Here is a 20,642-nt window from a genome sequence, read left to right on the forward strand (position 1 = left end):
ACAGGGAAAAAGGGACTCTTTACGTCGATGCGCTACTTGGCCTCGTAGCCGTCAGCCGTTGATTTGCGCTTGGGCTTGGGCGCGAAGCGCTTGGCCAGCTTCATGCTGCCGGTGACCACCTTCTGGTACCAGACCGGCAGCAGGCGCAGCATCACGTCGATGGCGTGGGCGTCCGGGCCGATCAGGATGCGCCGCGAATCTCGCTCCACGCCGCGAATGATCACCTGGGCGGCCTTCCGTGGAGTGGTGCGCAGCAGCTGGTCGTTGAACTGGCTGCGGGCCTGCTCGGCGTTCTGCCCGGTGACCTTGACCATGCTGTCGTTCATCCGCGCGGTCTTGGCGATGTTGGTCTTGATCCCGCCGGGGTGCACGCAACTGGCGGAGACGCCGCCGCGTTCCATGTCCAGTTCCTGGCGCAGTGACTCGGTGAAGCCGCGCACGGCGAATTTGGTGGCGTTGTAAGCACTCATGCCCGGCTGGGAGAACAGGCCGAAGACGCTGGAGACGTTGACGATGTGACCGTCACCGGAGGCCTTGAGGTGCGGCAGGAAGGCCTTGGTGCCGTAGACCACGCCCCAGAAGTTGATATTGGTGATCCACTCGTACTCTTCATAGTCGCTGGCTTCCACGGTGCCGGCGTGGGCAACGCCAGCGTTGTTGAATACCAGGTTGACCTTGCCGTGCTCGCCGACGGCCTTGTCGGCCCAGGCATGCACCTGTTCGCGGTCGGCGACGTTTACGGTGTCGATCGACACGCGCACACCGGAGGAAGCGAGCAACTGGCGGGTCTCCTCCAGGCCGGCGGCGTTGACGTCCGCCAGGGCCAGGTGGCAGCCACGGGAGGCCAGTTCCATCGCCAGGGCACGGCCGATGCCGGAGCCCGCGCCGGTGATGGCGGCGACCTTGTTCTCGAAGTTCTTCATGCCGGCACCTCTTCTGCATGGCGTTGCGGTTGGACAACGGGATTGTTCAGCGGCTTGGCCTTCAGATGATAGGCGCTGGGATCGAACTGGCGCGTCAGCGCGCGGAATCGCCAGGTGAAGCCCGGCCACAGGGTGCAGTTGCGCCCGCTCACCGGGTGCAGGTACCAGCTCTTGCAGCCGCCGGTGTTCCACACGCTGTGGTTGAGGCCGCGCTGCAGCTTCTCGTTCCAGCGCTCCTGCGCTTCTTGCTTGACTTCGACGCTCTGCAGCTCGCGGCGGTCCATCAGCTTGATGGCGCCCAGTACGTAGGCGATCTGCGATTCGATCATGTAGACCATCGAGTTGTGGCCCAGGCCGGTGTTCGGGCCCATGAGGAAGAACAGGTTGGGGAAGCCGCGGGTGACGGTGCCCTTGTAGGCTTCCGGGCCGTTGTTCCAGGTGTCGAGCAGATCGACGCCACCCTTGCCGAACACCACGCCACGGGGGATCGGATCGTTGGCGGTGAAGCCGGTGCCGAAGATGATGGCGTCCACCTGGCGTTCGCGGCCGTCGCTGGTGATGATGCTGCCGGCCTTGATCTCGCGGATGCCGTCGACGATCACTGAGGCGTTGGAAGCCGCCAGCGCCGGGTAGTAGTTGTGCGACATGAGCACGCGTTTGCAGCCGATGGTGTAGTCGGGGGTCAATTTGCGGCGCAGGTCCGGATCCTTGACCTGCTGGCGGATGAAGCGTTCGGCCAGCCTGCCCACCAGCTTCATCGCCCAGGGGGCGAAGGTGAAGCCCAGTACGCGGCCTTCGAGCATGCTGTAGAGCGCGCCGCGCCAGAGCTTCTGTACGGCCGGGAAATGACGGAAGCGCGCGCGCTCCTTGTCGCTGATGGCGCGGTCCGGCTTGGGCAGGATCCACGGTGCGGTACGCTGGTAGAGGTCGAGCTTGGCCACCAGCGGCTGGATTTCCGGGACGAACTGGATAGCCGAGGCACCGGTGCCGATCACCGCGATGCGCTTGCCCTTGAGGTCGTAGTCATGGTCCCACTGCTGGGAGTGGAAGGCCTTGCCCTGGAAGTTCTCCAGGCCCTTGAGCGGCGGGATCGAGGGGATCGACAGCCCGCCCATGCCCGAGACGACGGCCTTGGCGGTGTAGTGGTTGCCGGCGGCGTCGAACAGGTGCCAGAGCTGCTGCTCGTCGTCCCACTCAAAGCGCTCCATGGCGGTGTTCAGCAGCGTCTTGTCTTCCAGGCGGTACTTCTTCCAGCAGTTCTCAAGGTAGGCGCGGATTTCCGGCTGGCGGGCGAACATGCGCGTCCAGTCCGGGTTCGGCTCGAAGGAGAAGGAGTAGACGTGGGATTGCACGTCGCAGGCGCAGCCCGGGTAGTTGTTGACCCGCCAGGTGCCGCCGACGCCGGCGTCCTTCTCGAACAGCAGAAAGTCGTTCTCGCCTTCCTGCTTCAGGCGGATCGCCATGCCCAGCCCGGAAAACCCGGTGCCGATGATGGCGACTTTGCAGTGTCTGCTCGCGGCAGACTTAGGTTGGGTGCCCATTGCCAAGCTCCTGTTATGATTGTTGCTGGCGTATACAACTGTCTACGTGATGAAATGTAGACATCTGTATACTTCTGGGGCAACCAACCTTAGATGGGGGCGAGTACCAGACGCATGGAAATTGGACAGGAAGAACGGCCAGCGGAAGCCGCCGGCAAGCGCGCGCTGATCGATGCGGCGCTGCGCCTGGCGGCCACCCGGCGCAGCCTGAGCAGCCTGGGGCTGCGGGAGCTGGCGCGGGAAGCGGGGCTGAACCCGAACACCTTCTACCGGCACTTCGGTGACGTGGACGACCTGGGGTTGGCGATCATCCGCGACATTGCCACCCAGCTGCGCCAGCCGCTGCGCGATTTGCGCCGCGAAGCCGCCGAGCGGGCGCAGCCGGGGGAGGGCGCCGCCAGCGTGCCTTTCGGTCTGGACCTGGAGCGCGGCCAGCGGGTGACGCGGGAGACGGTGCGGCTGTTCTTCGATTTCGTGGAAGGCAATCCGCAGGCTTTCATCATTGGCGTGCGTGAATTGCACGGGCCGTCGCCGGTACTTCGCGAAGCGCTGGCGCGGGTGATGGACGATTTCGGTGAGGACATGGCCGAGGACATCCGCCAGTTCCACCTGCTGCCAGACATCGACGAAAACGAGCTGAATCAGCTGTCGCGGCTGATCAGCCGGCAATTGTTCCAGCAGTCGCTGGATTACCTGGAACGCCCACCTGGGCAGCGCGAAGAGGTCTGCGTGCTGGCCGAGCGACAAATCCTGTTGCTCTTCACTGGCGTCGCGGTGCTGCAGACCTTCGGCATGCTGGCTAGGCTCTGAGTCTTCTTGGGACGTAGCGGGAGTTGCAGCATGTTGCCTTTGCCCCTGTTCGGCGGCTGCGCCTGTGGCGCAGTGCGCTACCGGGTGGATGCCGAGCCGGAAGAGACCGGCTACTGCCATTGCCGCATCTGCCAGAAGTCCAATGCCGCGCCGGCGGTGCCCTGGGCGGTGATCCCGCTGACGGGCTTTGCCTATACCGCCGGGGAGCTGGGGATGTGGCGTTCCAGTGAGGACGGCGAAAGGCGCTTCTGCGTGAAATGCGGCACGCCGATGGAGTTCCGCGTGCGCGACGGCGAAACGGTCGGGCTCAACACCGTGACCCTGGACGAGCCTGAGCTGATCGAGCCGCAATGCCATGTGTGGTGCTCTTCGCAGCTGTCGTGGTTCGAGACGCTGGATGACCTGCCGCGCCGTGCTGAGGGCTGACGGCCGGTCATGTTTTTGTAGGAGCGAGCTTGCTCGCGAACCTCTCGGCGCCGGAGCGGCGTCCGTTCGCGAGCAAGCTCGCTCCTACAGAAACCGTCATTCGGCACGGTGGGGTTGAATGAAAAACGCCAGGCAATGCCTGGCGTTTTCGTTGGGGCGTGAAGGTCAGCCGGCGAAATCCAGCGCTTCCTTCCAGCGGGTTTCCAGCGCCTTGGTGTCGTGGTCGAAGGGGTGGAAGCCGGGGCGGAAATAGTCCAGCCACGGGCGGATCAGGCTGACGAGGTAGCCGCGGCGCGGATGCAGCAGCACGCCGAGGCCGTGCTTCCAGCTGCGCCAGTTGAACAGCTGGCCGTCGCGGCGCAGCAGGTTGATCTGGAAGCCTCCGATGACGCTGAGGAAGATCACGGTGGTGATCAGCATCACCGCAGTGCGGGTGAAGTAACCGCCGTAGACCTGCTGGTAGACGTCGTACGCCACGGCCTTGTGCTCGTTCTCCTCGACGGCGTGCCACATCCATAGCTTGTACATCTTGTCCGACTTCATCTGGCTGCTCAGGTCTTCACGCTTAAGCAGTTGCTCGGCCATGCTCGCGGTGAAGTGCTCCAGGGCGCAGGTGATCGCCAGATGGTGCTTCTTGGTGGTGACCTTGCTGATGGATTCGAGCAGTACCTTGATGCGCAGCTCCAGGGTTTCCAGGTCGATGCCGTGCTCGTCGGCGTACTCGTTGTAGGCCGCGTGCTCCTTGGAGTGCATGGCTTCCTGGCCGATGAAGGCGCTGACGTCCTTCTGCAACTGCGGGTCCTGGATACGCTCACGCACGGCGCGCACGCTGTCGACGAAGAACTTCTCGCCATAGGGGAACAGCGAGGACAGGTTGTTCATGAAGTGAGTCATGAAGGGTTGCCCGTCCCACCAGTATTTCGGCGTTTCGCTGAAGCTGAAGTCCATGCGGCGGACCGGGAAATTGGCGCGGATCGGTGTGGTAGTGGCGTTCATGACTAACTCCTTCTTGTTGTGCGGGCTTGGTGTTCCGAAGGGCGACGCGGCAGGGGCGCGACCTGGGACAAGCCCTGTCGTTAGTTCGCTATGCACCTTGCGAATGTGCCATTAGCTGATGTCATGTTCGGAGCCTTGTCGGACAATCGAAAGGTCATATGTGGCCGTGGCTGGGTCGAATCAGGCCAAAGGGCTCACGACCAGCCATTGGATGGGGCGGTTGTGTGCAGGGGGGGAGGTGCAGAAATGAAAACAGGCGCCGAAGCGCCCGTTTTTATTGACAGCGATCTGTCACTGCTCGTCGAGGGCGAAGGCAGTCAGGCTGTAGGTGGGGATCTGTGCGTCGTTGAGCTTGGTCGAACCGCCCAGCTCTGGCAGGTCGATGATCGCGGCGGCCTCGAATACGCTGGCGCCCATGCGGCGTACCAGTTGTGCGGCGGCCAGCAGGGTGCCGCCGGTGGCGATCAGGTCATCGAAGATCAGCACGCTGTCGCCTTCGCACAGGCTGTCGGCGTGGACTTCCAGCAGGGCTTCGCCGTACTCGGTCTCGTAGGCCTGGGCCAGCACGTCGGCCGGCAGCTTGCCGCGCTTGCGGAACAGCACCAGGGGCTTGTTCAGCTCGTAGGCGATGATCGAACCGATCAGGAAGCCTCGCGCATCCATGGCGCCGATGTGGGTGAAGTCGGCCTCGACGTAGCGCTGGATGAAGCTGTCGGCGACGAAGCGCAGGGCTCGCGGCGACTGGAACAGCGGGGTGATGTCGCGGAACATGACGCCGGGCTTGGGAAAGTCGGGAACGGCACGGATCACGGACTTCAGGTCGAGTTGGTTGAGGATCATGCTGGATGTGCACCTGATGCGGTTTTTGCAGAGGCCAAAGTATAACGGGCCCGCCAGTCGGCGAGCCCGTTTTCGATGACCGGAAAGTCAACCAATTGGTCAGCTTTCGTGTCTGTCAGCTTTCCAGCTGGCCACCGGCCAATGCGCACAACTCGATGGAGTCGAGGATGTGCACTTCCTTGCCTTCGGCGGCAATCAGGCCGTTCTGCTGGAAACGGGTGAACACGCGGGAGACGGTTTCAACCGCCAGGCCCAGGTAGTTGCCGATCTCGTTGCGCGACATGGCCAGTCGGAACTGCTGAGCCGAGAAGCCACGGGCGCGGAAGCGCGCGGAGAGGTTGACCAGGAAGGTGGCGATGCGCTCGTCGGCGGTCTTCTTCGACAGCAGCATCATCATCTGCTGGTCGTCACGGATTTCGCGGCTCATCAACCGCAGCAGTTGGCGGCGCAGTTGCGGCAATTGTTCGGACAGTTCGTCCAGGCGTTCGAAGGGGATCTCGCAGACCGAAGTGGTTTCCAGGGCCTGGGCCGATACCGGGTAGCTCTCGGTGTCCATGCCGGACAGGCCGACCAGTTCGCTGGGGAGGTGGAAACCGGTGATCTGTTCTTCACCGCCGTCGGTGATGCTGAAGGTCTTCAGCGCGCCAGAGCGCACGGCGAAGACGGAGCTGAAGGCATCGCCCTGGCGGAACAGGAATTCGCCTTTCTTCAGCGGTCGGCCACGTTTGACGATTTCATCGAGAGCGTCCATGTCGCTGTGGTTCAGCGACAGGGGCAGGCAGAGGGGCGCCAGGCTGCAATCCTTGCAGTGCGCCTGGGGTAATGCGCGCACTTTGATGGTTTCGGCCATGAGTGTTCCTTGAATGGGATGGCACACAAAAACCAAGGGTACCGCAGACGGCGGACCGTGCGCCAGTTGGCAACCTGTCTGAATCGCTGCTTTCAGCGACGGGAAGGAGGCTTTTCAAGGGTTGCGCTGTGACTCGAATACTTTCGAAAAGTGCCGGTTCAGGGCTGTTCCTACATCTGAGGACTACAGACATATCCTGTAGCAAAGGGTGCGACAGTTGGCCCCGTACCGTCGGTCGTGCGAAGGGAAGCTCAAGGATCAGATGACTCGCGAGAAACGTTGCAGGTTTTGCATCGGCAGGTAGCGGTCAAACAGCATGCACAGCGAGCGGACCAATAGCCTTCCGGAGGCGCTGACATCGATGCCTCGTGGGCCGAGGATGATCAGGCCGTCAGCGGCAAATTGCTCGAGGTCGGGCCAGATGTCGGCAAAGTAGCCGCGGAAGTCGACGTTGTAGAGGTCCTCGATGTCCTCGAAATTCAGCTGGAAATGGCAGATCAGTTGTTGGATCACCGCGCGGCGGATGAGGTCGTCCTTGTTGCAGTGCAGGCCACGGCGGGTGGCGAGCTGGCCCTGGTCGAGGGTGTTCTGGTAGTCCGTGATGTCGGTGCTGTTCTGGCTGTAGAGGTCGCCGATCCGGCTGATCGAGGATGCGCCCAGACCCACCAGGTCGCAATGGCCGTGGGTGGTGTAGCCCTGGAAGTTGCGCTGCAGGGTGCCGTCTTCCTGAGCCATGGCCAGTTCGTCGTCCGGCAGGGCGAAGTGGTCCATGCCGATGTAGCGGTAGCCGGCGGCCTCCAGTTGCTCGGTGGTGCGCTGCAATATCTCCAGCTTCTGCCCGGGGGAGGGCAGGTCCTCGGCCTTGATCCGACGCTGCGTCGGGAAGCGTTCGGGGAGGTGTGCGTAGTTGAACACCGACAGCCGATTGGGCTGCAGGGCGATGACCTGCTCGACGGTGCGGGCGAAGGTGCCTGGTGTCTGTTTGGGCAGGCCGTAGATCAGGTCGATGTTGATCGAGCGGAATTGCAAAGTACGCGCAGCGTCGATGATGGCGCGTGTTTCATCGAGGCTCTGCAGGCGATTGATGGCGTGCTGCACCTCCAGGTTGAAGTCCTGCACGCCGATGCTGGCGCGGTTGAAACCCAGCTCGCGGAGCAGGCCCATGGTCGACCAGTCGGCCTCGCGTGGGTCGATCTCGATACCGTAGTCGCCGAAGTCGCCCTCGACGAAGTGGAAGTGGGTACGTAATTGCGCCATCAGTTCGCGCAGCTGGCCAGGGCTGAGGAAGGTTGGGGTACCTCCGCCGAAATGCAGTTGCTCGACTTGCTGCTGGCGGCCCAGGTGACGGCTGACGATCTCGATCTCGCGGATCAGGCGGGCGAGGTAGGGGGCGCTGCGGCCGCGATCCTTGGTGATGACTTTATTGCAGGCGCAGTAGTAGCAGATGTTCGCGCAGAATGGGACGTGCACATAGAGCGAAAGCGGGCGCTGTGCCTTCTGGCTATCGCGCAGCGCGTGCAGCAGGTCGAAGGGTCCGACTCCTTCGTGGAATTGCACCGCGGTGGGATAGGAGGTGTAGCGCGGACCGGACAGATCGTATCGGCGTATCAGATCTGCGTCCCAGCGAATATTGTCGAGCATGCCGATGTTCCCCGGTGGCGAGCTTTTCCCACGCAGTCTAGGGAGAGTCCGACAGTGGCCTGTTGACCTGTATCAAACGGCTTTATGGTGGGGTTGGGCGGCGCTGGCGTGCATATCGTGGCCCATGACCCAGGCCTGGTGCGGGCCGGGGAGGGTCCACAGGCCGAAAAGAATCACCAGGATGCCGCCGGCCATGCGCACGCTGCGCTTGCGCAACAGGGCGGTAACGCGCTCGGCGGCGAGCCCGGTCACCAGCAGCACCGGCCAGGTGCCGAGGCCGAAGGCGAGCATCAGCAAGGCGCTGTCCACGGCCGAGCCTTGGCTCGTGGCCCAGAGCAGCGTGCTGTAGACCAGCCCGCAGGGTAGCCAGCCCCAGAGCGCGCCGAGCAGCAGCGCGCGCGGCACGGTGGCGACCGGCAGTAGGCGGCTGGCGAAAGGCTGGATGTGCTTCCACAGGCCGCGACCGAGGGCTTCGATACGGGTCAGGCCGCTCCACCAGCCGGCCAGGTACAGGCCCATGGCGATCAGCAGCAGCCCGGCGATTACCCGCAGCGCGGAGGCGAACGGTGTGCGCGCCACGGCCCAGCCGGCGAGGCCTAGCAGCAGCCCGGCACAGGCGTAGCTGAGGATGCGGCCGAGGTTGTAGGCCAGCAGCAGGCGCAGACGGCGGCCGCGCTGCTCCGGCGGAATGGCCATGGTCAACGCACCCATCAGGCCGCCGCACATGCCCAGACAGTGACCGCCGCCGAGCAGGCCGAGGATCAGCGCGGACGCCAGCAGCGGCGCCAGTTCAGGCATCGCCCCGGTCCTTCTGATCCTTTTGCTCCTGGCCTTCGGCTTCGTCGATGCCGGCCTGGTGCTTGGGGTCTTCGTCGTCGAACAGGATGCTGTGGGCCGGCCCGTCCATATCGTCGTACTGGCCGCTGTTCACCGCCCAGAAGAAGATCGCGATGCAGATGCCGACGATCACCACGGCAACTGGAATCATTATGTAGAGTGCGGGCATTTCAACTCCGGGGCAGCGCCTGGGTCGCCCGAGGGGCGGCTGGCAGGGCGGTGGTCGCTGGCGGGGCGCCGGCGCCCTTCGGCAGCCGGGTCAGGCGCAGGGCGTTGAGCACCACGGTCAGCGAACTGATCGACATGCCCACCGCAGCCCACACGGGGGTGATCCAGCCGAGGGCGGCGAAGGGCAACATCAGGCCATTGTACAGCCCTGCCCAGATCAGGTTCTCGATGATCACCCGACGGGTACGGCGCGCCAGGCCGAAGGCCTGCACCACGCTGTCCAGGCGGTTGGACAGCAGCACGGCGTCGGCGCTGGTCTTGGCCAGGTCGGTGGCCGAACCCATGGCGACGCTGATGTCGGCGGCAGCCAGCACCGGTACGTCGTTCACGCCGTCACCCAGCATCAAGACGCGGTGGCCTTGCTGGTGCAGTTGGCGCAGGACTTCCAACTTGTCGTCCGGGCGCAGACCACCCCGGCAGTCGTCGATGCCCAGTTCGGCGGCAACGCGGCCGACCATGGGCGAACTGTCGCCGGACAGCAGCAGGGTGTGCCAGCCACGGGCGCGGCAGGCTTCGAGCAGGTCGGCGGCGTCTTCGCGGATACGGTCGTCCAGCACCAGCCAGGCGAGGGCGCCGCTTTCGTCACCCAACAGCAGCCACTGGCCGGGTTCCTGTGGGTGCCGGGGCGCGTCGCTGCCGCTCAGTGTGCAGACGAAGGACGGCTCACCGATGCGCAGGCGGCGTTCGCCAACCCGGCCTTCCAGGCCCAGGCCGGGATGGCTCTCGACATTCTCGGCGGGCTGCGGCGCACGGCCGAAGGCGCGGGCGATGGGGTGTTCGGAGCGGTTCTCCAACGCAGCGGCCAGGGCCAGGCAGGTATCGCTGTCCAGTGCGCCCAGCGGCCTGACTGCGCGCAGCGTCAGGCGGCCTTCGGTGAGGGTGCCGGTCTTGTCGAAAATCACCGTGTCGATGTGGTTCAGTCCTTCCAGCACATGCCCGCGAGTGACTAGCAGGCCGAGCTTGTGCAGGCTGCCGGTGGCGGCGGTCAGCGCAGTGGGAGTGGCCAGGGATAGCGCGCAGGGGCAGGTCGCCACCAGCATCGCCAGGACCACCCAGAAGGCGCGGGAGGCGTCGTGTTGCCACCAGAACAGGCCGACCACGGCGGCGAGCACCAACAGGGCAATGAGGAACCATTGCGCGGCCTTGTCGGCGAGTTCAGCCAGGCGCGGTTTGTCCGACTGGGCGCGTTCCAGTAGCCGGACGATGGCGGACAGCCGGCTGTCGCCGCCGAGGGCTTTGACTTGCACGGTCAGCGGGCCTTCGACGTTAAGGGTGCCGCCGGTGACGCTGTCGCCACTCTGGCATGGCTGCGGCAAGTATTCGCCGGTGAGCAGGGATTCGTCGACGCTTGACTGGCCGTCGAGGATCAGGCCGTCGGCGGGAATCACCGCGCCGGGCTGTACCAGCACGCGGTCGCCGACATTCAGCTCGCTCAGCAGCACGCGGCTGCTCTGGCCGCTGTCGTCCAGGCGCAGGCAGGACGCGGGCAGCAGGTTGACCAGTTGCGCGGTGGCGGCGGCGGTGCGTTCGCGGGCGCGGCGTTCGAGGTAACGGCCGGCGAGCAGGAACAGGGCGAACATGCCGACGGCGTCGAAGTACAGGTCGCCGTGGCCGGTGACGGCAGTCCAGATGCCAGCCAGGTAGGCGCCGCCAATGGCCAGGGAGACCGAGACGTCCATGGTCAGGTGGCGGGTGCGCAGGTCGCGGATGGCGCCGCGGAAGAAGGGCTGGCAGGAGTAGAAGACGATCGGCGTGGTGAGGAACATCGCCACCCAGCGCAGGATCTCGTGCAGCTCGGGGCTGAGGTCGATGTTGAATTCCGGCCAGGTGGCCATGGTCGCCATCATCGCCTGGAACCACAGCAGGCCGGCGACGCCCAGCTGGCGCAGGGACTTGCGGTTTTCCTGGTGCAGTTGCTCGGCGGCGCGGTCGGGCTGGAAGGGGTGGGCGGCGTAGCCGATCTTGCGCAGCTCGGCGAGCAGCTCGCTCAGTGGCATCTGGCTGTCGGACCAGCGCACGTGCAGGCGGTGGTTGGACAGGTTGAGCCCGGCTTCGGCAATCGCCGGGAGACCCTTGAGGTGCTTTTCGATCAGCCAGCCGCAGGCGGCGCAGCTGATGCCTTCCATGATCAGGGTCGTCTCGGCCAGTTCGCCCTGGTGCTGGACGAAGGGCTGCTGCACGTCGGGGCGGTCGAACAGCTTCAGTTCGTCGGTGAGCTGTTCGGGCAGGGCATCGGGGTTGGGCGCGGCTTCGGTGCGATGCCGGTAATAGCCTTCCAGGCCGCCGGCGACGATGGCCTCGGCGACGGCCTGGCAGCCTGGGCAGCAGAATTCGCGGGTCTCGCCTAATACCGGTGCGGTGAAGCGGCCGCCGGGCGGTACCGGCAGCGCGCAGTGGTAGCAGGGCTGCGGGGCGCTCATGGGCGCTCGGCTTCATCTCCGCTGAGGGGCTCGTCGCCGAGGTCGAGCGTAGCGCCGGGAGCGACCTTCTCTTCCTCGAACAGACGCCAGGTCTTGCCATTCTCTTCGCCGAGCAGTTCGACGAAGCGGCGACCTTTCACGGCAGCGTCCAGGCTGGCGGTGTAGCGGCCCGGCTCGGCGGGTGCGGCGCGCAGTTCCAGGTGCTTGTCCTGGGACTCCAGGGTAGGGGAGAGCAGGTTGAGGGTGAGCGTGGCCGGGCGGCTGTCGCCGGTGAGGCGCAAGTCCACTTCGCCGGTCAGCTCGTCGAAGCTGATCTTGGCCCGCAGCTTGAGCTGCTGGGCGAGGTGTTCGCGGTCGAGGGAGCGGTTGATGCCCTTGCCGGCTTCGTAATAGTTGTCGCTGACCAGGGAATCCTGGTTGTTCACGGCGATGTTGACCATCGTCAGGCTGAGGGCGATCGAGGTGGCCAGCATGGCGATGATGATCCATGGCCAGAGGTGCTTGTACCAGGGTTCCACGGGCGTTTTCATGGCCGATTGCATGCTCTTTGTTCTCTCGCTGGCAACGCCGCGCGGGGCGCTACCCGGTGAAGGGGCGGGCGAATTCTACGTGCTTCGATCGGTACTGGCACCCCATGAGCAACATGGGGTGCCAATTCGTTCAGCGTGCGTTCAACGTACGCGCGGGCCGATGAAGCGGCTGGAGGATTCCTTGCTGATGGACGGATCGTCCACCGACTGGATGGTGAAGCTGATCTCGTTGGTGGTGGAGGGCAGCTTCTCCGGATCGATCGACAGTTCCACCGGCATGGTGAAGATGTCGCCGGCGGCCACCGAGATTTCCTTCTTGCCTTCCAGGACCAGGCCGTCCATGCCCTTGGCGCTGAGCACGTAGGTGTGGTCCTTCTGGTCCTTGTTCATGACCTTCAGGCTGTACACGTTCTCGATGCGGCCTTCGGCGTTTTCGCGGTAGAGCACGCGGTCCTTGCTGACGTCGAAGCCTACCAGCGGGCGCAGGAAGATAGCGGTGATCAGCAGGCCGATCATCAGGCACAGGGCCATGGCGTAGCCGATCAGGCGCGGACGCACCAGGTGGGTCTTCTGCCCGGACAGGTTGTGCTCGGTGGTGTAGCTGATCAGGCCGCGTGGGTAGTTCATCTTGTCCATGATGCTGTCGCAGGCGTCGATACATGCGGCGCAGCCGATGCACTCGACCTGCAGGCCGTCGCGGATGTCGATGCCGGTCGGGCAGACCTGTACGCACATTGTGCAGTCGATGCAGTCGCCCAGGCCCTGGGCCTTGTAGTCGGCGCCTTTCTTGCGCGGACCACGGCTTTCGCCACGGCGCGGGTCGTAAGAGACGATCAGGGTGTCCTTGTCGAACATCACGCTCTGGAAGCGCGCGTAAGGGCACATGTAGATGCACACCTGCTCGCGCAGCCAGCCGGCGTTGCCGTAGGTGGCGAGGGTAAAGAAGCCGACCCAGAAGTAGGCCCAGCCATCGGCTTGGCCGGTCACCATGTCGCTCAGGAGTTCCCGCATGGGGGCGAAGTAGCCGACGAAGGTCAGGCCGGTCACCAGGCCGATCAGCAGCCAGAGGCTGTGCTTGGCGATCTTGCGCAGCAGCTTGTTGCCGCTCATGGAGGCCTTGTCGAGCTTCATGCGCTGGTTGCGGTCACCCTCGGTGACTTTCTCGCACCACATGAAGATCCACGTCCACACGCTCTGCGGGCAGGTGTAGCCGCACCAGACGCGGCCGGCGAATACGGTGATGAAGAACAGGCCGAACGCACTGATGATCAGCAGGCCGGAGAGAAGGATGAAGTCCTGCGGCCAGAAGGTCGCGCCGAAGATGTAGAACTTGCGCTCGGGCAGGTCCCAGAGCACTGCTTGGCGACCGTTCCAGGTCAGCCATACGGTGCCGAAGTAGAGGAGGAAGAGGAGGGCGCCCCCGGCCATTCGGAGGTTTCGGAAGAAACCGGTAAAGGCTCGGGTATAGATTTTTTCCCGAGAGGCATAAAGGTCGACGTTTTCACTCTTGCCCTTGGTGGGCGGAGTGACGTCCTGGACCGGAATTTGTTTGCTCATCAGTGCATTCCACGGCAGCGGGAGGGCGCCCTGTCGATACATGCCGACAGGGTCAGAAATAGGCTTGCACGCCAAACAATGATACGGCGTGGTGGGTATTGCAACGGTGCGACAGTTGGTCGCGCAAGGAATTATGGACCCAGAAATAGAGCGGCGCCGGTGTAGAAACCGGCGCCGCGGGGTGTTGCAAGTGGTGTAGGAGGGGAGAGGCTTATTCGGCGCTCTTCTCACCTTCGCCATGGGACAGGCTGTACACGTAGGCGGCGAGCAGGTGCACCTGGTCTTTGCCCAGACGCTCCAGCTGAGCCGGCATCTGGCCCTGGCGGCCGTAGCGAATGGTCTGCTGCAGCTGGGCGAAGCTCGAGCCGTAGATGAACGCGGCCGGGTGGGTCAGGTCCGGTGCGCCCATGGCGGCGGTGCCTTTGCCTTCAGCGCCGTGGCAAGCCACGCAGGTGGTGGCAAAGACCTTCTGGCCGTTGGCAACCTGCTCGTCCGTCACACCTTCGGGCAGCTTGCGGCCGTCCAGCTTGGTGGTGATGAAGGCGGCTACATCGTGAACGCCGCTGTCGCCGATGACTTCGCCCCAGGCCGGCATGGCTGCGTGGCGACCGCCCTCGATGGTGGCGATGATGTCCTTCGGCTCGCCGCCCCAGCGCCAGTCGGCGTCGGTCAGGTTCGGGAAGCCGTGGGCACCCTTGGCGTCGGAGCCGTGGCAGACGGAGCAGTTGGAAGCGAACAGGCGGTTACCCATTTTCAGGGCCTGCTCGTCCTTGGCCACGTCCTCGATCGGCATGGCGCCGAACTTGGCGTACAGCGGGCCGTACTTCTCGTCGGCCTTGGCCATTTCCTTTTCCCACTGGTGCACGCCAGTCCAGCCTTGTTCGCCGTTGGCGAATTCGGCCTTGTCCTGGTAGCCCGGCAGCAGGCCCTTCCAGTTGCCCAGGCCGGGGTACAGGACCAGGTAGGCGAGGGCGAAGATGAAGGTGGCGACGAACAGCATGAACCACCACTTCGGCAGTGGGTTGTCATACTCCTCGATGCCGTCAAAGGCGTGGCCGACGGTCTCGTCGGTGGCTTCGCTGCGCTGACCGCGACGGGTGGCGAACAGCAGCCACGCCAGGGCGAAGATAGTGCCCAGGGTAAGTACGGTGACGTACAGACTCCAGAAGGTTGTCATTCTTTGTTGCTCCTAGAAGCTTGCTCTTGCTCGACGTGCTTTTTGGCGACCGGATCATCCGCGAAGGGCAGCAGGGCATCTTCGTCGAAGCGCTCCTTGCGTTTGCCGCCGTAGGCCCAGAGCAGGACGCCGACGAAGGCGACCATCACTACTACGGTGCCGATACCACGAATGGTTCCGATATCCATCACAGTCACCGTTTGCTCTTGATGATGGTGCCGAGGCCCTGGAGGTAGGCGACGACAGCGTCCATCTCGGTCTTGCCTTTGACGGCGTCACGGGCACCGGCGATGTCATCGTCGGTGTAAGGCACGCCCAGCGTACGCAGGGCTTCCATTTTCTTCGCCGTGTCCTTGCCGTCGAGCTTGTTCTCCACCAGCCAGGGGTAGGAGGGCATCTTCGATTCCGGCACCACGTTGCGCGGGTTGTACAGGTGCGCGCGGTGCCAGTCGTCGGAGTAGCGGCCGCCAACGCGGGCCAGGTCCGGACCGGTACGCTTGGAGCCCCACAGGAAGGGGTGGTCCCAGACGCTTTCGCCGGCGACGGAGTAGTGGCCGTAGCGCTCGGTCTCGGCGCGGAACGGACGGACCATCTGCGAGTGGCAGCCTACGCAGCCTTCGCGGATGTAGATGTCACGGCCTTCGAGCTCCAGCGCGGTGCGCGGCTTCATGCCTTCGACCGGCTTGTTGGTCACATCTTGGAAGAACAGCGGAACGATCTGGGTAAGACCGCCGATGCTCACGGCGATGACCATGAAGAAGGCCAGCAGGCCGATATTCTTCTCGACTGCTTCGTGCTTCATCAGTGAGCTCCTACAGCAGGAATCTGAGCGGCGGCGTCGGCGTCAGCCTGCTTGAAACCGCGTACGGTACGGAAGGTGTTGTAGGCCATCAGCAGCATGCCGGAGGCGAAGAACGCACCGCCCAGCGCACGGACGATGAAGCCCGGGTGGCTGGCCTGCAGGGCTTCCACGAAGGAGTAGGTGAGGGTGCCGTCGGCGTTGATTGCACGCCACATCAGACCCTGGGTGATGCCGTTGACCCACATGGAGGCGATGTACAGCACGGTACCGATGGTAGCCAGCCAGAAGTGCGCGTTGATCAGGCCCACGCTGTGCATCTGCTCGCGGCCGAAGACCTTCGGAATCAGGTGGTACAGGGAGCCGATGGAGATCATCGCAACCCAGCCCAGGGCGCCGGCGTGTACGTGGCCGATGGTCCAGTCGGTGTAGTGCGACAGGGAGTTGACGGTCTTGATGGCCATCATCGGGCCTTCGAAGGTGGACATGCCGTAGAAGGCCAGGGACACCACCAGGAAGCGCAGGATTGGGTCGGTGCGCAGCTTATGCCAGGCGCCTGAGAGGGTCATCATGCCGTTGATCATGCCGCCCCAGCTCGGAGCCAGCAGGATCAGGGACATCACCATGCCCAGCGACTGGGCCCAGTCCGGCAGCGCGGTGTAGTGCAGGTGGTGCGGGCCGGCCCAGATGTACAGGGTGATCAGCGCCCAGAAGTGCACGATGGACAGGCGATAGGAGTAGATCGGACGCTCGGCCTGCTTCGGAACGAAGTAGTACATCATCCCCAGGAAGCCGGTGGTCAGGAAGAAGCCCACGGCGTTGTGGCCGTACCACCACTGGATCATCGCGTCGGTGGCGCCGGCATAGACCGAGTAGGACTTGAACCAGGTGACCGGCAGTTCCGCGCTGTTGACGATGTGCAGCATGGCGGTCACCAGGATGAAGCCGCCGTAGAACCAGTTGCCCACGTAGATGTGCTTGGTCTTGCGCTTCACGATGGTGCCGAAGAACACCACGGCATAGGTGACCCAGACGATGGCCAGGAGGATGTCGATCGGCCATTCCAGCTCGGCGTACTCCTTGGAGGAGGTGTAGCCCAGCGGCAGGGTAATGCCGGCCAGCACGATCACCGCTTGCCAGCCCCAGAACGTGAAGGCGGCGAGGCTGTCAGAAATCAGGCGAGTCTGACAGGTGCGCTGTACGACGTAGTAGGAAGTTGCGAAGAGAGCACAGCCGCCGAAGGCGAAGATCACCAGGTTGGTGTGCAGCGGACGCAGGCGCCCGAAACTGGTCCAGGGAAGGTCCAGGTTCAACTGGGGCCAAACCAACTGAGAGGCGATGTAAACACCCACCCCCATTCCAAGTATCCCCCAGACCACCGTCATGATGGCGAACTGGCGGACGACCTTATAGTTATAAGCAGTCGGACTGATTGCTGTGCTCATTCTAAGGTTCCACGGTTTTTGAATTTTATGGACAAAAAAACGGCGGCAAGTATGGAGAAAGCAGGTAGCCATTGCAACGCGTCGGACCTTGGTCCGATGCCGGTTTGACGCCTGCTTCAGAGCGCTTTATGCCGCTGTCCGCCGCTCGTTTCGGGTCGCACGTACCAGCCTGGGAAGTGGGTCAGGTTAGTCGTATTGCAGGTTTGCGAATGGAAACCAGCTTAGACGCGAACGGGGAGGGTGTGAAGAACGGGGATAGAGAGGGTGCGACACTTCGTCGCGATATTGCGGGAGAAAGAAACTCGCGCCCACTTTCAGGGGCGCGAGTTAGGGGCGCGGAGTTTACTTCGCCTGGCCGGAAATGTTGTAGATGTAGCCGGCGAGAATATGCACTTTATCTTTGCCCAGGTATTGCTCCTGCGCCGGCATCTGACCCTGGCGGCCGTGGCGGATGGTCTGCTGCAGTTGCGCATAGCTCGAGCCGTAGATGAAGGCGCCCGGGTGGGTCAGGTCAGGCGCGCCCATCATCGGGTTGCCCTTGCCTTCCGGGCCGTGGCAGGCGACGCAGGTGGTGGCGAACAGCTTGCCACCATTGTCGACGTTGTCTGCGCTCACGCCCTCGGGCAGCTTGCGGCCGTCCAGGTTGGCGGTGATGAAAGCAGCTACGTCCTGCACGCCTTTGTCGCCCAGCACTTCACCCCAGGCCGGCATCGCGGCATGGCGGCCACCGAGGATGGTGGTCTCGATGTCCTGGGCGGTGCCGCCCCAGCGCCAGTCGCTGTCGGTCAGGTTCGGGAAGCCCTGGGCGCCCTTGGCGTCGGAGCCGTGGCAGATAGAGCAGTAGGTGGCGAAAAGGCGCTCGCCCATTTTCATGGCTTGCGGGTCTTTCGCGACTTCTTCCACTGGCATCGCAGCGTATTTGGCGAAGATCGGGCCATACTTCTCCTTGGCCAGTGCTTCTTCACGCTCCCATTGCTTGTCCTGGGTCCAGCCACCTTCGTAGCCCGGCAGGATGCCTTTCCAGGTGCCCAGGCCGGGGTACAGGACCAGGTAGCCGGCGGCGAACACGATGGTGCCGACGAACAGCAGGAACCACCATTTCGGCAGCGGGTTGTCGTACTCCTCAATGCCGTCGAAGGCGTGGCCCATGGTCTGGTCGGTGGTGTTCGAGGACTGCCCGCTGCGAGTGGCAAATACCAGCCACAGCAGGGCAATCAGCGAGCCGACGGTTAGAACGGTGATGTACAGACTCCAGAAGGTAGTCATGCGTTGTTGCTCCTAGAAGCTTGCTCTTGCTCAGCGTGCCGCTTGGCTACCGGGTCATCCGCGAAGGGCAGCAGCGCGTCTTCGTCGAAGCGCTCCTTGCGTTTGCCGCCGTAAGCCCAGAGCAGTACGCCGACGAAGGCAGCCATCACGATGACGGTGCCGAGGCCGCGGATGGTCCCGATATCCAAGGTTGTCACCGCTTGTTCTTGATGGAGGTGCCGAGGACCTGCAGGTACGCGACGACCGCGTCCATTTCGGTCTTCCCTTTGACGGCGTCGCTGGCGCCAGCGATGTCGTCGTCCGTGTAGGGCACGCCCATGACACGCATCACTTCCAGTTTCTTCGCCGTGTCCTTGCCGTCGAGCTGGTTTTCGACCAGCCAGGGGTAGGCGGGCATCTTCGATTCCGGCACCACGTTGCGCGGGTTGTACAGGTGCGCACGGTGCCAGTCGTCCGAGTAGCGGCCGCCGACGCGGGCCAGGTCCGGGCCGGTACGCTTGGACCCCCACAGGAACGGGTGGTCCCAGACGCTTTCGCCGGCGACGGAGTAGTGGCCATAGCGCTCGGTCTCGGCGCGGAACGGACGGATCATCTGCGAGTGGCAGCCCACGCAGCCTTCGCGGATGTATACGTCACGGCCTTCCAGTTGCAGCGCGGTGTAGGGCTTCATGCCTTCCACCGGGGTGTTGGTGACATCCTGGAAGAACAGCGGAACGATCTGGGTCAGGCCGCCGATGCTGACGGCGACGGCCATGCACAGGGCCAGCAGGCCGACGTTTTTCTCGAGTACTTCGTGTTTCATGTCGGTCTCCTCAGGCCATCTGCGCCGCGGCTTGCATTTCAGCCGGCTTGGCGGCCGCTACGGTACGCCAGGTGTTGTAGGCCATGACCAGCATGCCCAGCAGGAAGATGGCGCCGCCGATCATCCGTACGATGAAGCCAGGGTGGCCGGCGGCCAGGGCTTCGACGAACGAGTAGGTGAGGGTGCCGTCGGAGTTCACTGCGCGCCACATCAGGCCCTGGGTGATGCCGTTGACCCACATGGAGGCGATGTACAGCACGGTGCCGATGGTGGCCAGCCAGAAGTGGGTGTTGATCAGGCCCACGCTGTGCATCTGCTCGCGACCGAAGATTTTCGGGATCATGTGGTACAGGGAGCCGATCGAAACCATGGCTACCCAGCCCAGAGCGCCGGCGTGTACGTGGCCGATGGTCCAGTCGGTGTAGTGGGAGAGGGCGTTGACGGTCTTGATGGCCATCATCGGGCCTTCGAAGGTGGACATGCCGTAGAAGGCCAGGGATACCACCAGGAAGCGCAGGATCGGGTCGGTGCGCAGCTTATGCCAGGCGCCGGAGAGGGTCATCATGCCGTTGATCATGCCGCCCCAGCTCGGAGCCAGCAGGATCAGGGACATCACCATGCCCAGCGATTGCGCCCAGTCCGGCAGCGCGGTGTAGTGCAGGTGGTGCGGACCAGCCCAGATGTAGACGGCGATCAGCGCCCAGAAGTGCACGATGGACAGGCGGTAGGAGTAGACCGGACGCTCGGCCTGCTTGGGCACGAAGTAGTACATCATCCCCAGGAAGCCGGCGGTCAGGAAGAAGCCCACGGCGTTGTGGCCGTACCACCACTGGATCATGGCGTCGGTGGCGCCCGAGTACAGCGAGTAGGACTTGGTCAGGCTGACCGGGATTTCCAGGTTGTTGACCACGTGCAGGATCGCCACGGTCAGGATGAAACCGCCGAAGAACCAGTTACCCACATAGATGTGCTTGGTCTTGCGCTTCATCAGCGTGCCAAAGAAGACGATGGCGTAGGAAACCCAGACGATGGTGATCAGGATGTCGATCGGCCACTCCAGCTCGGCGTACTCCTTGGAGGAGGTCATACCCAGCGGCAGGGTGATGGCGGCACACAGGATCACCAGCTGCCAACCCCAGAAGGTGAAGGAAGCGAGCGTGTCGGAGAACAGGCGGGTCTGGCAGGTACGCTGCACCGAGTAGTAGCTGGTGGCGAACAGTGCGCAGCCGCCGAAGGCGAAGATCACCGCATTGGTATGCAGCGGGCGCAGGCGCCCGAAGCTCGTCCACGGTAAGCCGAGGTTGAGATCCGGCCACACCAGTTGCGCGGCGATCAGGACACCGACGGCCATGCCGACGATCCCCCACACCACTGTCATAATGGCGAACTGGCGGACCACCTTATAGTTATAAGCGGTCTGATTGGTTGTGCTCATTTATGGGCTTCCATCCACGGTTATGGGCTATGCCCATCCCGGCAAGGTTTTTTTACGGCTTACGGCGTATGCCGCCCCTCCCCCTTGGGATAGGTACTAATTTCGAAATTAGCGGAGTG

General features: G+C 63.7%; 21 protein-coding genes. 2 read left to right on the plus strand and 19 right to left on the minus strand.

Annotation, left to right across the window (positions count from 1 at the left end):
* Positions 1-32: 32 nt before the first annotated feature.
* On the minus strand, positions 33-923 hold the full coding sequence (locus tag CTR55_RS12000; protein WP_296286335.1) for an SDR family NAD(P)-dependent oxidoreductase: 891 nt from the start codon (positions 921-923) through the stop codon (positions 33-35).
* On the minus strand, positions 920-2,464 hold the full coding sequence (locus tag CTR55_RS12005) for an NAD(P)/FAD-dependent oxidoreductase (RefSeq protein ID WP_296286336.1): 1,545 nt from the start codon (positions 2,462-2,464) through the stop codon (positions 920-922). Before CTR55_RS12005 ends, CTR55_RS12000 begins: the two co-directional genes overlap by 4 nt.
* A gap of 114 nt (positions 2,465-2,578) precedes the next feature.
* Between CTR55_RS12005 and CTR55_RS12010 the strand changes: the two genes are divergently transcribed.
* Together CTR55_RS12010 and CTR55_RS12015 are read left to right on the plus strand one after the other, a co-directional pair.
* Positions 2,579-3,274 carry a TetR family transcriptional regulator gene (locus CTR55_RS12010; RefSeq protein ID WP_296286338.1) on the plus strand — a complete coding sequence of 232 codons (696 nt, stop codon included), beginning with the start codon at positions 2,579-2,581 and terminating at the stop codon, positions 3,272-3,274.
* Positions 3,275-3,304: 30 nt separating this feature from the next.
* Complete coding sequence (locus CTR55_RS12015; protein WP_296286340.1) at positions 3,305-3,700, plus strand: GFA family protein; 396 nt, start codon at positions 3,305-3,307, stop codon at positions 3,698-3,700.
* 165 nt (positions 3,701-3,865) lie between these two features.
* Here the strand turns inward: CTR55_RS12015 and CTR55_RS12020 are convergent, their stop codons facing one another.
* From CTR55_RS12020 to ccoN (CTR55_RS12100), 17 genes are all read right to left on the minus strand, one after another.
* Positions 3,866-4,696 carry a metal-dependent hydrolase gene (locus CTR55_RS12020; protein ID WP_296286341.1) on the minus strand — a complete coding sequence of 277 codons (831 nt, stop codon included), beginning with the start codon at positions 4,694-4,696 and terminating at the stop codon, positions 3,866-3,868.
* 291 nt (positions 4,697-4,987) lie between these two features.
* Positions 4,988-5,536 (minus strand): adenine phosphoribosyltransferase, encoded by a 549-nt coding sequence (locus CTR55_RS12025; protein ID WP_045209111.1) that lies wholly within the window; start codon positions 5,534-5,536, stop codon positions 4,988-4,990.
* Between the two features lie 115 nt (positions 5,537-5,651).
* Positions 5,652-6,386, minus strand: a complete 735-nt coding sequence (anr, locus tag CTR55_RS12030; protein WP_296286343.1) for a transcriptional regulator Anr — start codon at positions 6,384-6,386, stop codon at positions 5,652-5,654.
* Between the two features lie 258 nt (positions 6,387-6,644).
* Positions 6,645-8,027, minus strand: a complete 1,383-nt coding sequence (hemN, locus tag CTR55_RS12035; RefSeq protein ID WP_296286344.1) for an oxygen-independent coproporphyrinogen III oxidase — start codon at positions 8,025-8,027, stop codon at positions 6,645-6,647.
* 72 nt (positions 8,028-8,099) lie between these two features.
* Entirely contained in the window at positions 8,100-8,825 is a 726-nt protein-coding gene (locus CTR55_RS12040; RefSeq protein ID WP_296286345.1) for a sulfite exporter TauE/SafE family protein, read from the minus strand.
* Positions 8,818-9,033 carry a cbb3-type cytochrome oxidase assembly protein CcoS gene (ccoS, locus tag CTR55_RS12045; RefSeq protein ID WP_296286347.1) on the minus strand — a complete coding sequence of 72 codons (216 nt, stop codon included), beginning with the start codon at positions 9,031-9,033 and terminating at the stop codon, positions 8,818-8,820. Before ccoS ends, CTR55_RS12040 begins: the two co-directional genes overlap by 8 nt.
* A gap of 1 nt (position 9,034) precedes the next feature.
* Positions 9,035-11,512 carry a heavy metal translocating P-type ATPase gene (locus CTR55_RS12050; protein ID WP_296286349.1) on the minus strand — a complete coding sequence of 826 codons (2,478 nt, stop codon included), beginning with the start codon at positions 11,510-11,512 and terminating at the stop codon, positions 9,035-9,037.
* Positions 11,509-12,042, minus strand: a complete 534-nt coding sequence (locus CTR55_RS12055; protein ID WP_296286350.1) for a FixH family protein — start codon at positions 12,040-12,042, stop codon at positions 11,509-11,511. The genes CTR55_RS12050 and CTR55_RS12055 overlap by 4 nt, the downstream gene beginning before the upstream one ends.
* Before the next feature lie 141 nt (positions 12,043-12,183).
* Positions 12,184-13,599, minus strand: coding sequence for a cytochrome c oxidase accessory protein CcoG (gene ccoG / locus CTR55_RS12060; RefSeq protein ID WP_296286352.1), 1,416 nt, complete (start codon positions 13,597-13,599; stop codon positions 12,184-12,186).
* 211 nt (positions 13,600-13,810) lie between these two features.
* Positions 13,811-14,776 carry a cytochrome-c oxidase, cbb3-type subunit III gene (gene ccoP, locus CTR55_RS12065; RefSeq protein WP_296286353.1) on the minus strand — a complete coding sequence of 322 codons (966 nt, stop codon included), beginning with the start codon at positions 14,774-14,776 and terminating at the stop codon, positions 13,811-13,813.
* Complete coding sequence (locus CTR55_RS12070) at positions 14,773-14,964, minus strand: CcoQ/FixQ family Cbb3-type cytochrome c oxidase assembly chaperone (protein ID WP_024763940.1); 192 nt, start codon at positions 14,962-14,964, stop codon at positions 14,773-14,775. The genes ccoP (CTR55_RS12065) and CTR55_RS12070 overlap by 4 nt, the downstream gene beginning before the upstream one ends.
* Positions 14,965-14,969: 5 nt before the next feature.
* Entirely contained in the window at positions 14,970-15,578 is a 609-nt protein-coding gene (gene ccoO / locus CTR55_RS12075) for a cytochrome-c oxidase, cbb3-type subunit II (RefSeq protein WP_296286355.1), read from the minus strand.
* Positions 15,578-17,020 carry a cytochrome-c oxidase, cbb3-type subunit I gene (gene ccoN, locus CTR55_RS12080; RefSeq protein ID WP_296286356.1) on the minus strand — a complete coding sequence of 481 codons (1,443 nt, stop codon included), beginning with the start codon at positions 17,018-17,020 and terminating at the stop codon, positions 15,578-15,580. Before ccoN (CTR55_RS12080) ends, ccoO (CTR55_RS12075) begins: the two co-directional genes overlap by 1 nt.
* Positions 17,021-17,362: 342 nt before the next feature.
* Entirely contained in the window at positions 17,363-18,286 is a 924-nt protein-coding gene (gene ccoP / locus CTR55_RS12085; protein WP_296286357.1) for a cytochrome-c oxidase, cbb3-type subunit III, read from the minus strand.
* A complete protein-coding gene (locus CTR55_RS12090) occupies positions 18,283-18,474 on the minus strand; it encodes a cbb3-type cytochrome c oxidase subunit 3 (RefSeq protein WP_296286358.1) in 192 nt (63 codons plus the stop codon). Before CTR55_RS12090 ends, ccoP (CTR55_RS12085) begins: the two co-directional genes overlap by 4 nt.
* A 5-nt stretch (positions 18,475-18,479) precedes the next feature.
* A complete protein-coding gene (ccoO, locus tag CTR55_RS12095) occupies positions 18,480-19,088 on the minus strand; it encodes a cytochrome-c oxidase, cbb3-type subunit II (RefSeq protein WP_296286359.1) in 609 nt (202 codons plus the stop codon).
* Positions 19,089-19,098: 10 nt separating this feature from the next.
* Positions 19,099-20,523 (minus strand): cytochrome-c oxidase, cbb3-type subunit I, encoded by a 1,425-nt coding sequence (gene ccoN, locus CTR55_RS12100; RefSeq protein WP_296286360.1) that lies wholly within the window; start codon positions 20,521-20,523, stop codon positions 19,099-19,101.
* Positions 20,524-20,642 lie beyond the last annotated feature (119 nt).

The organism is Pseudomonas sp. (assembly GCF_002796985.1).
Lineage (GTDB): Bacteria > Pseudomonadota > Gammaproteobacteria > Pseudomonadales > Pseudomonadaceae > Pseudomonas.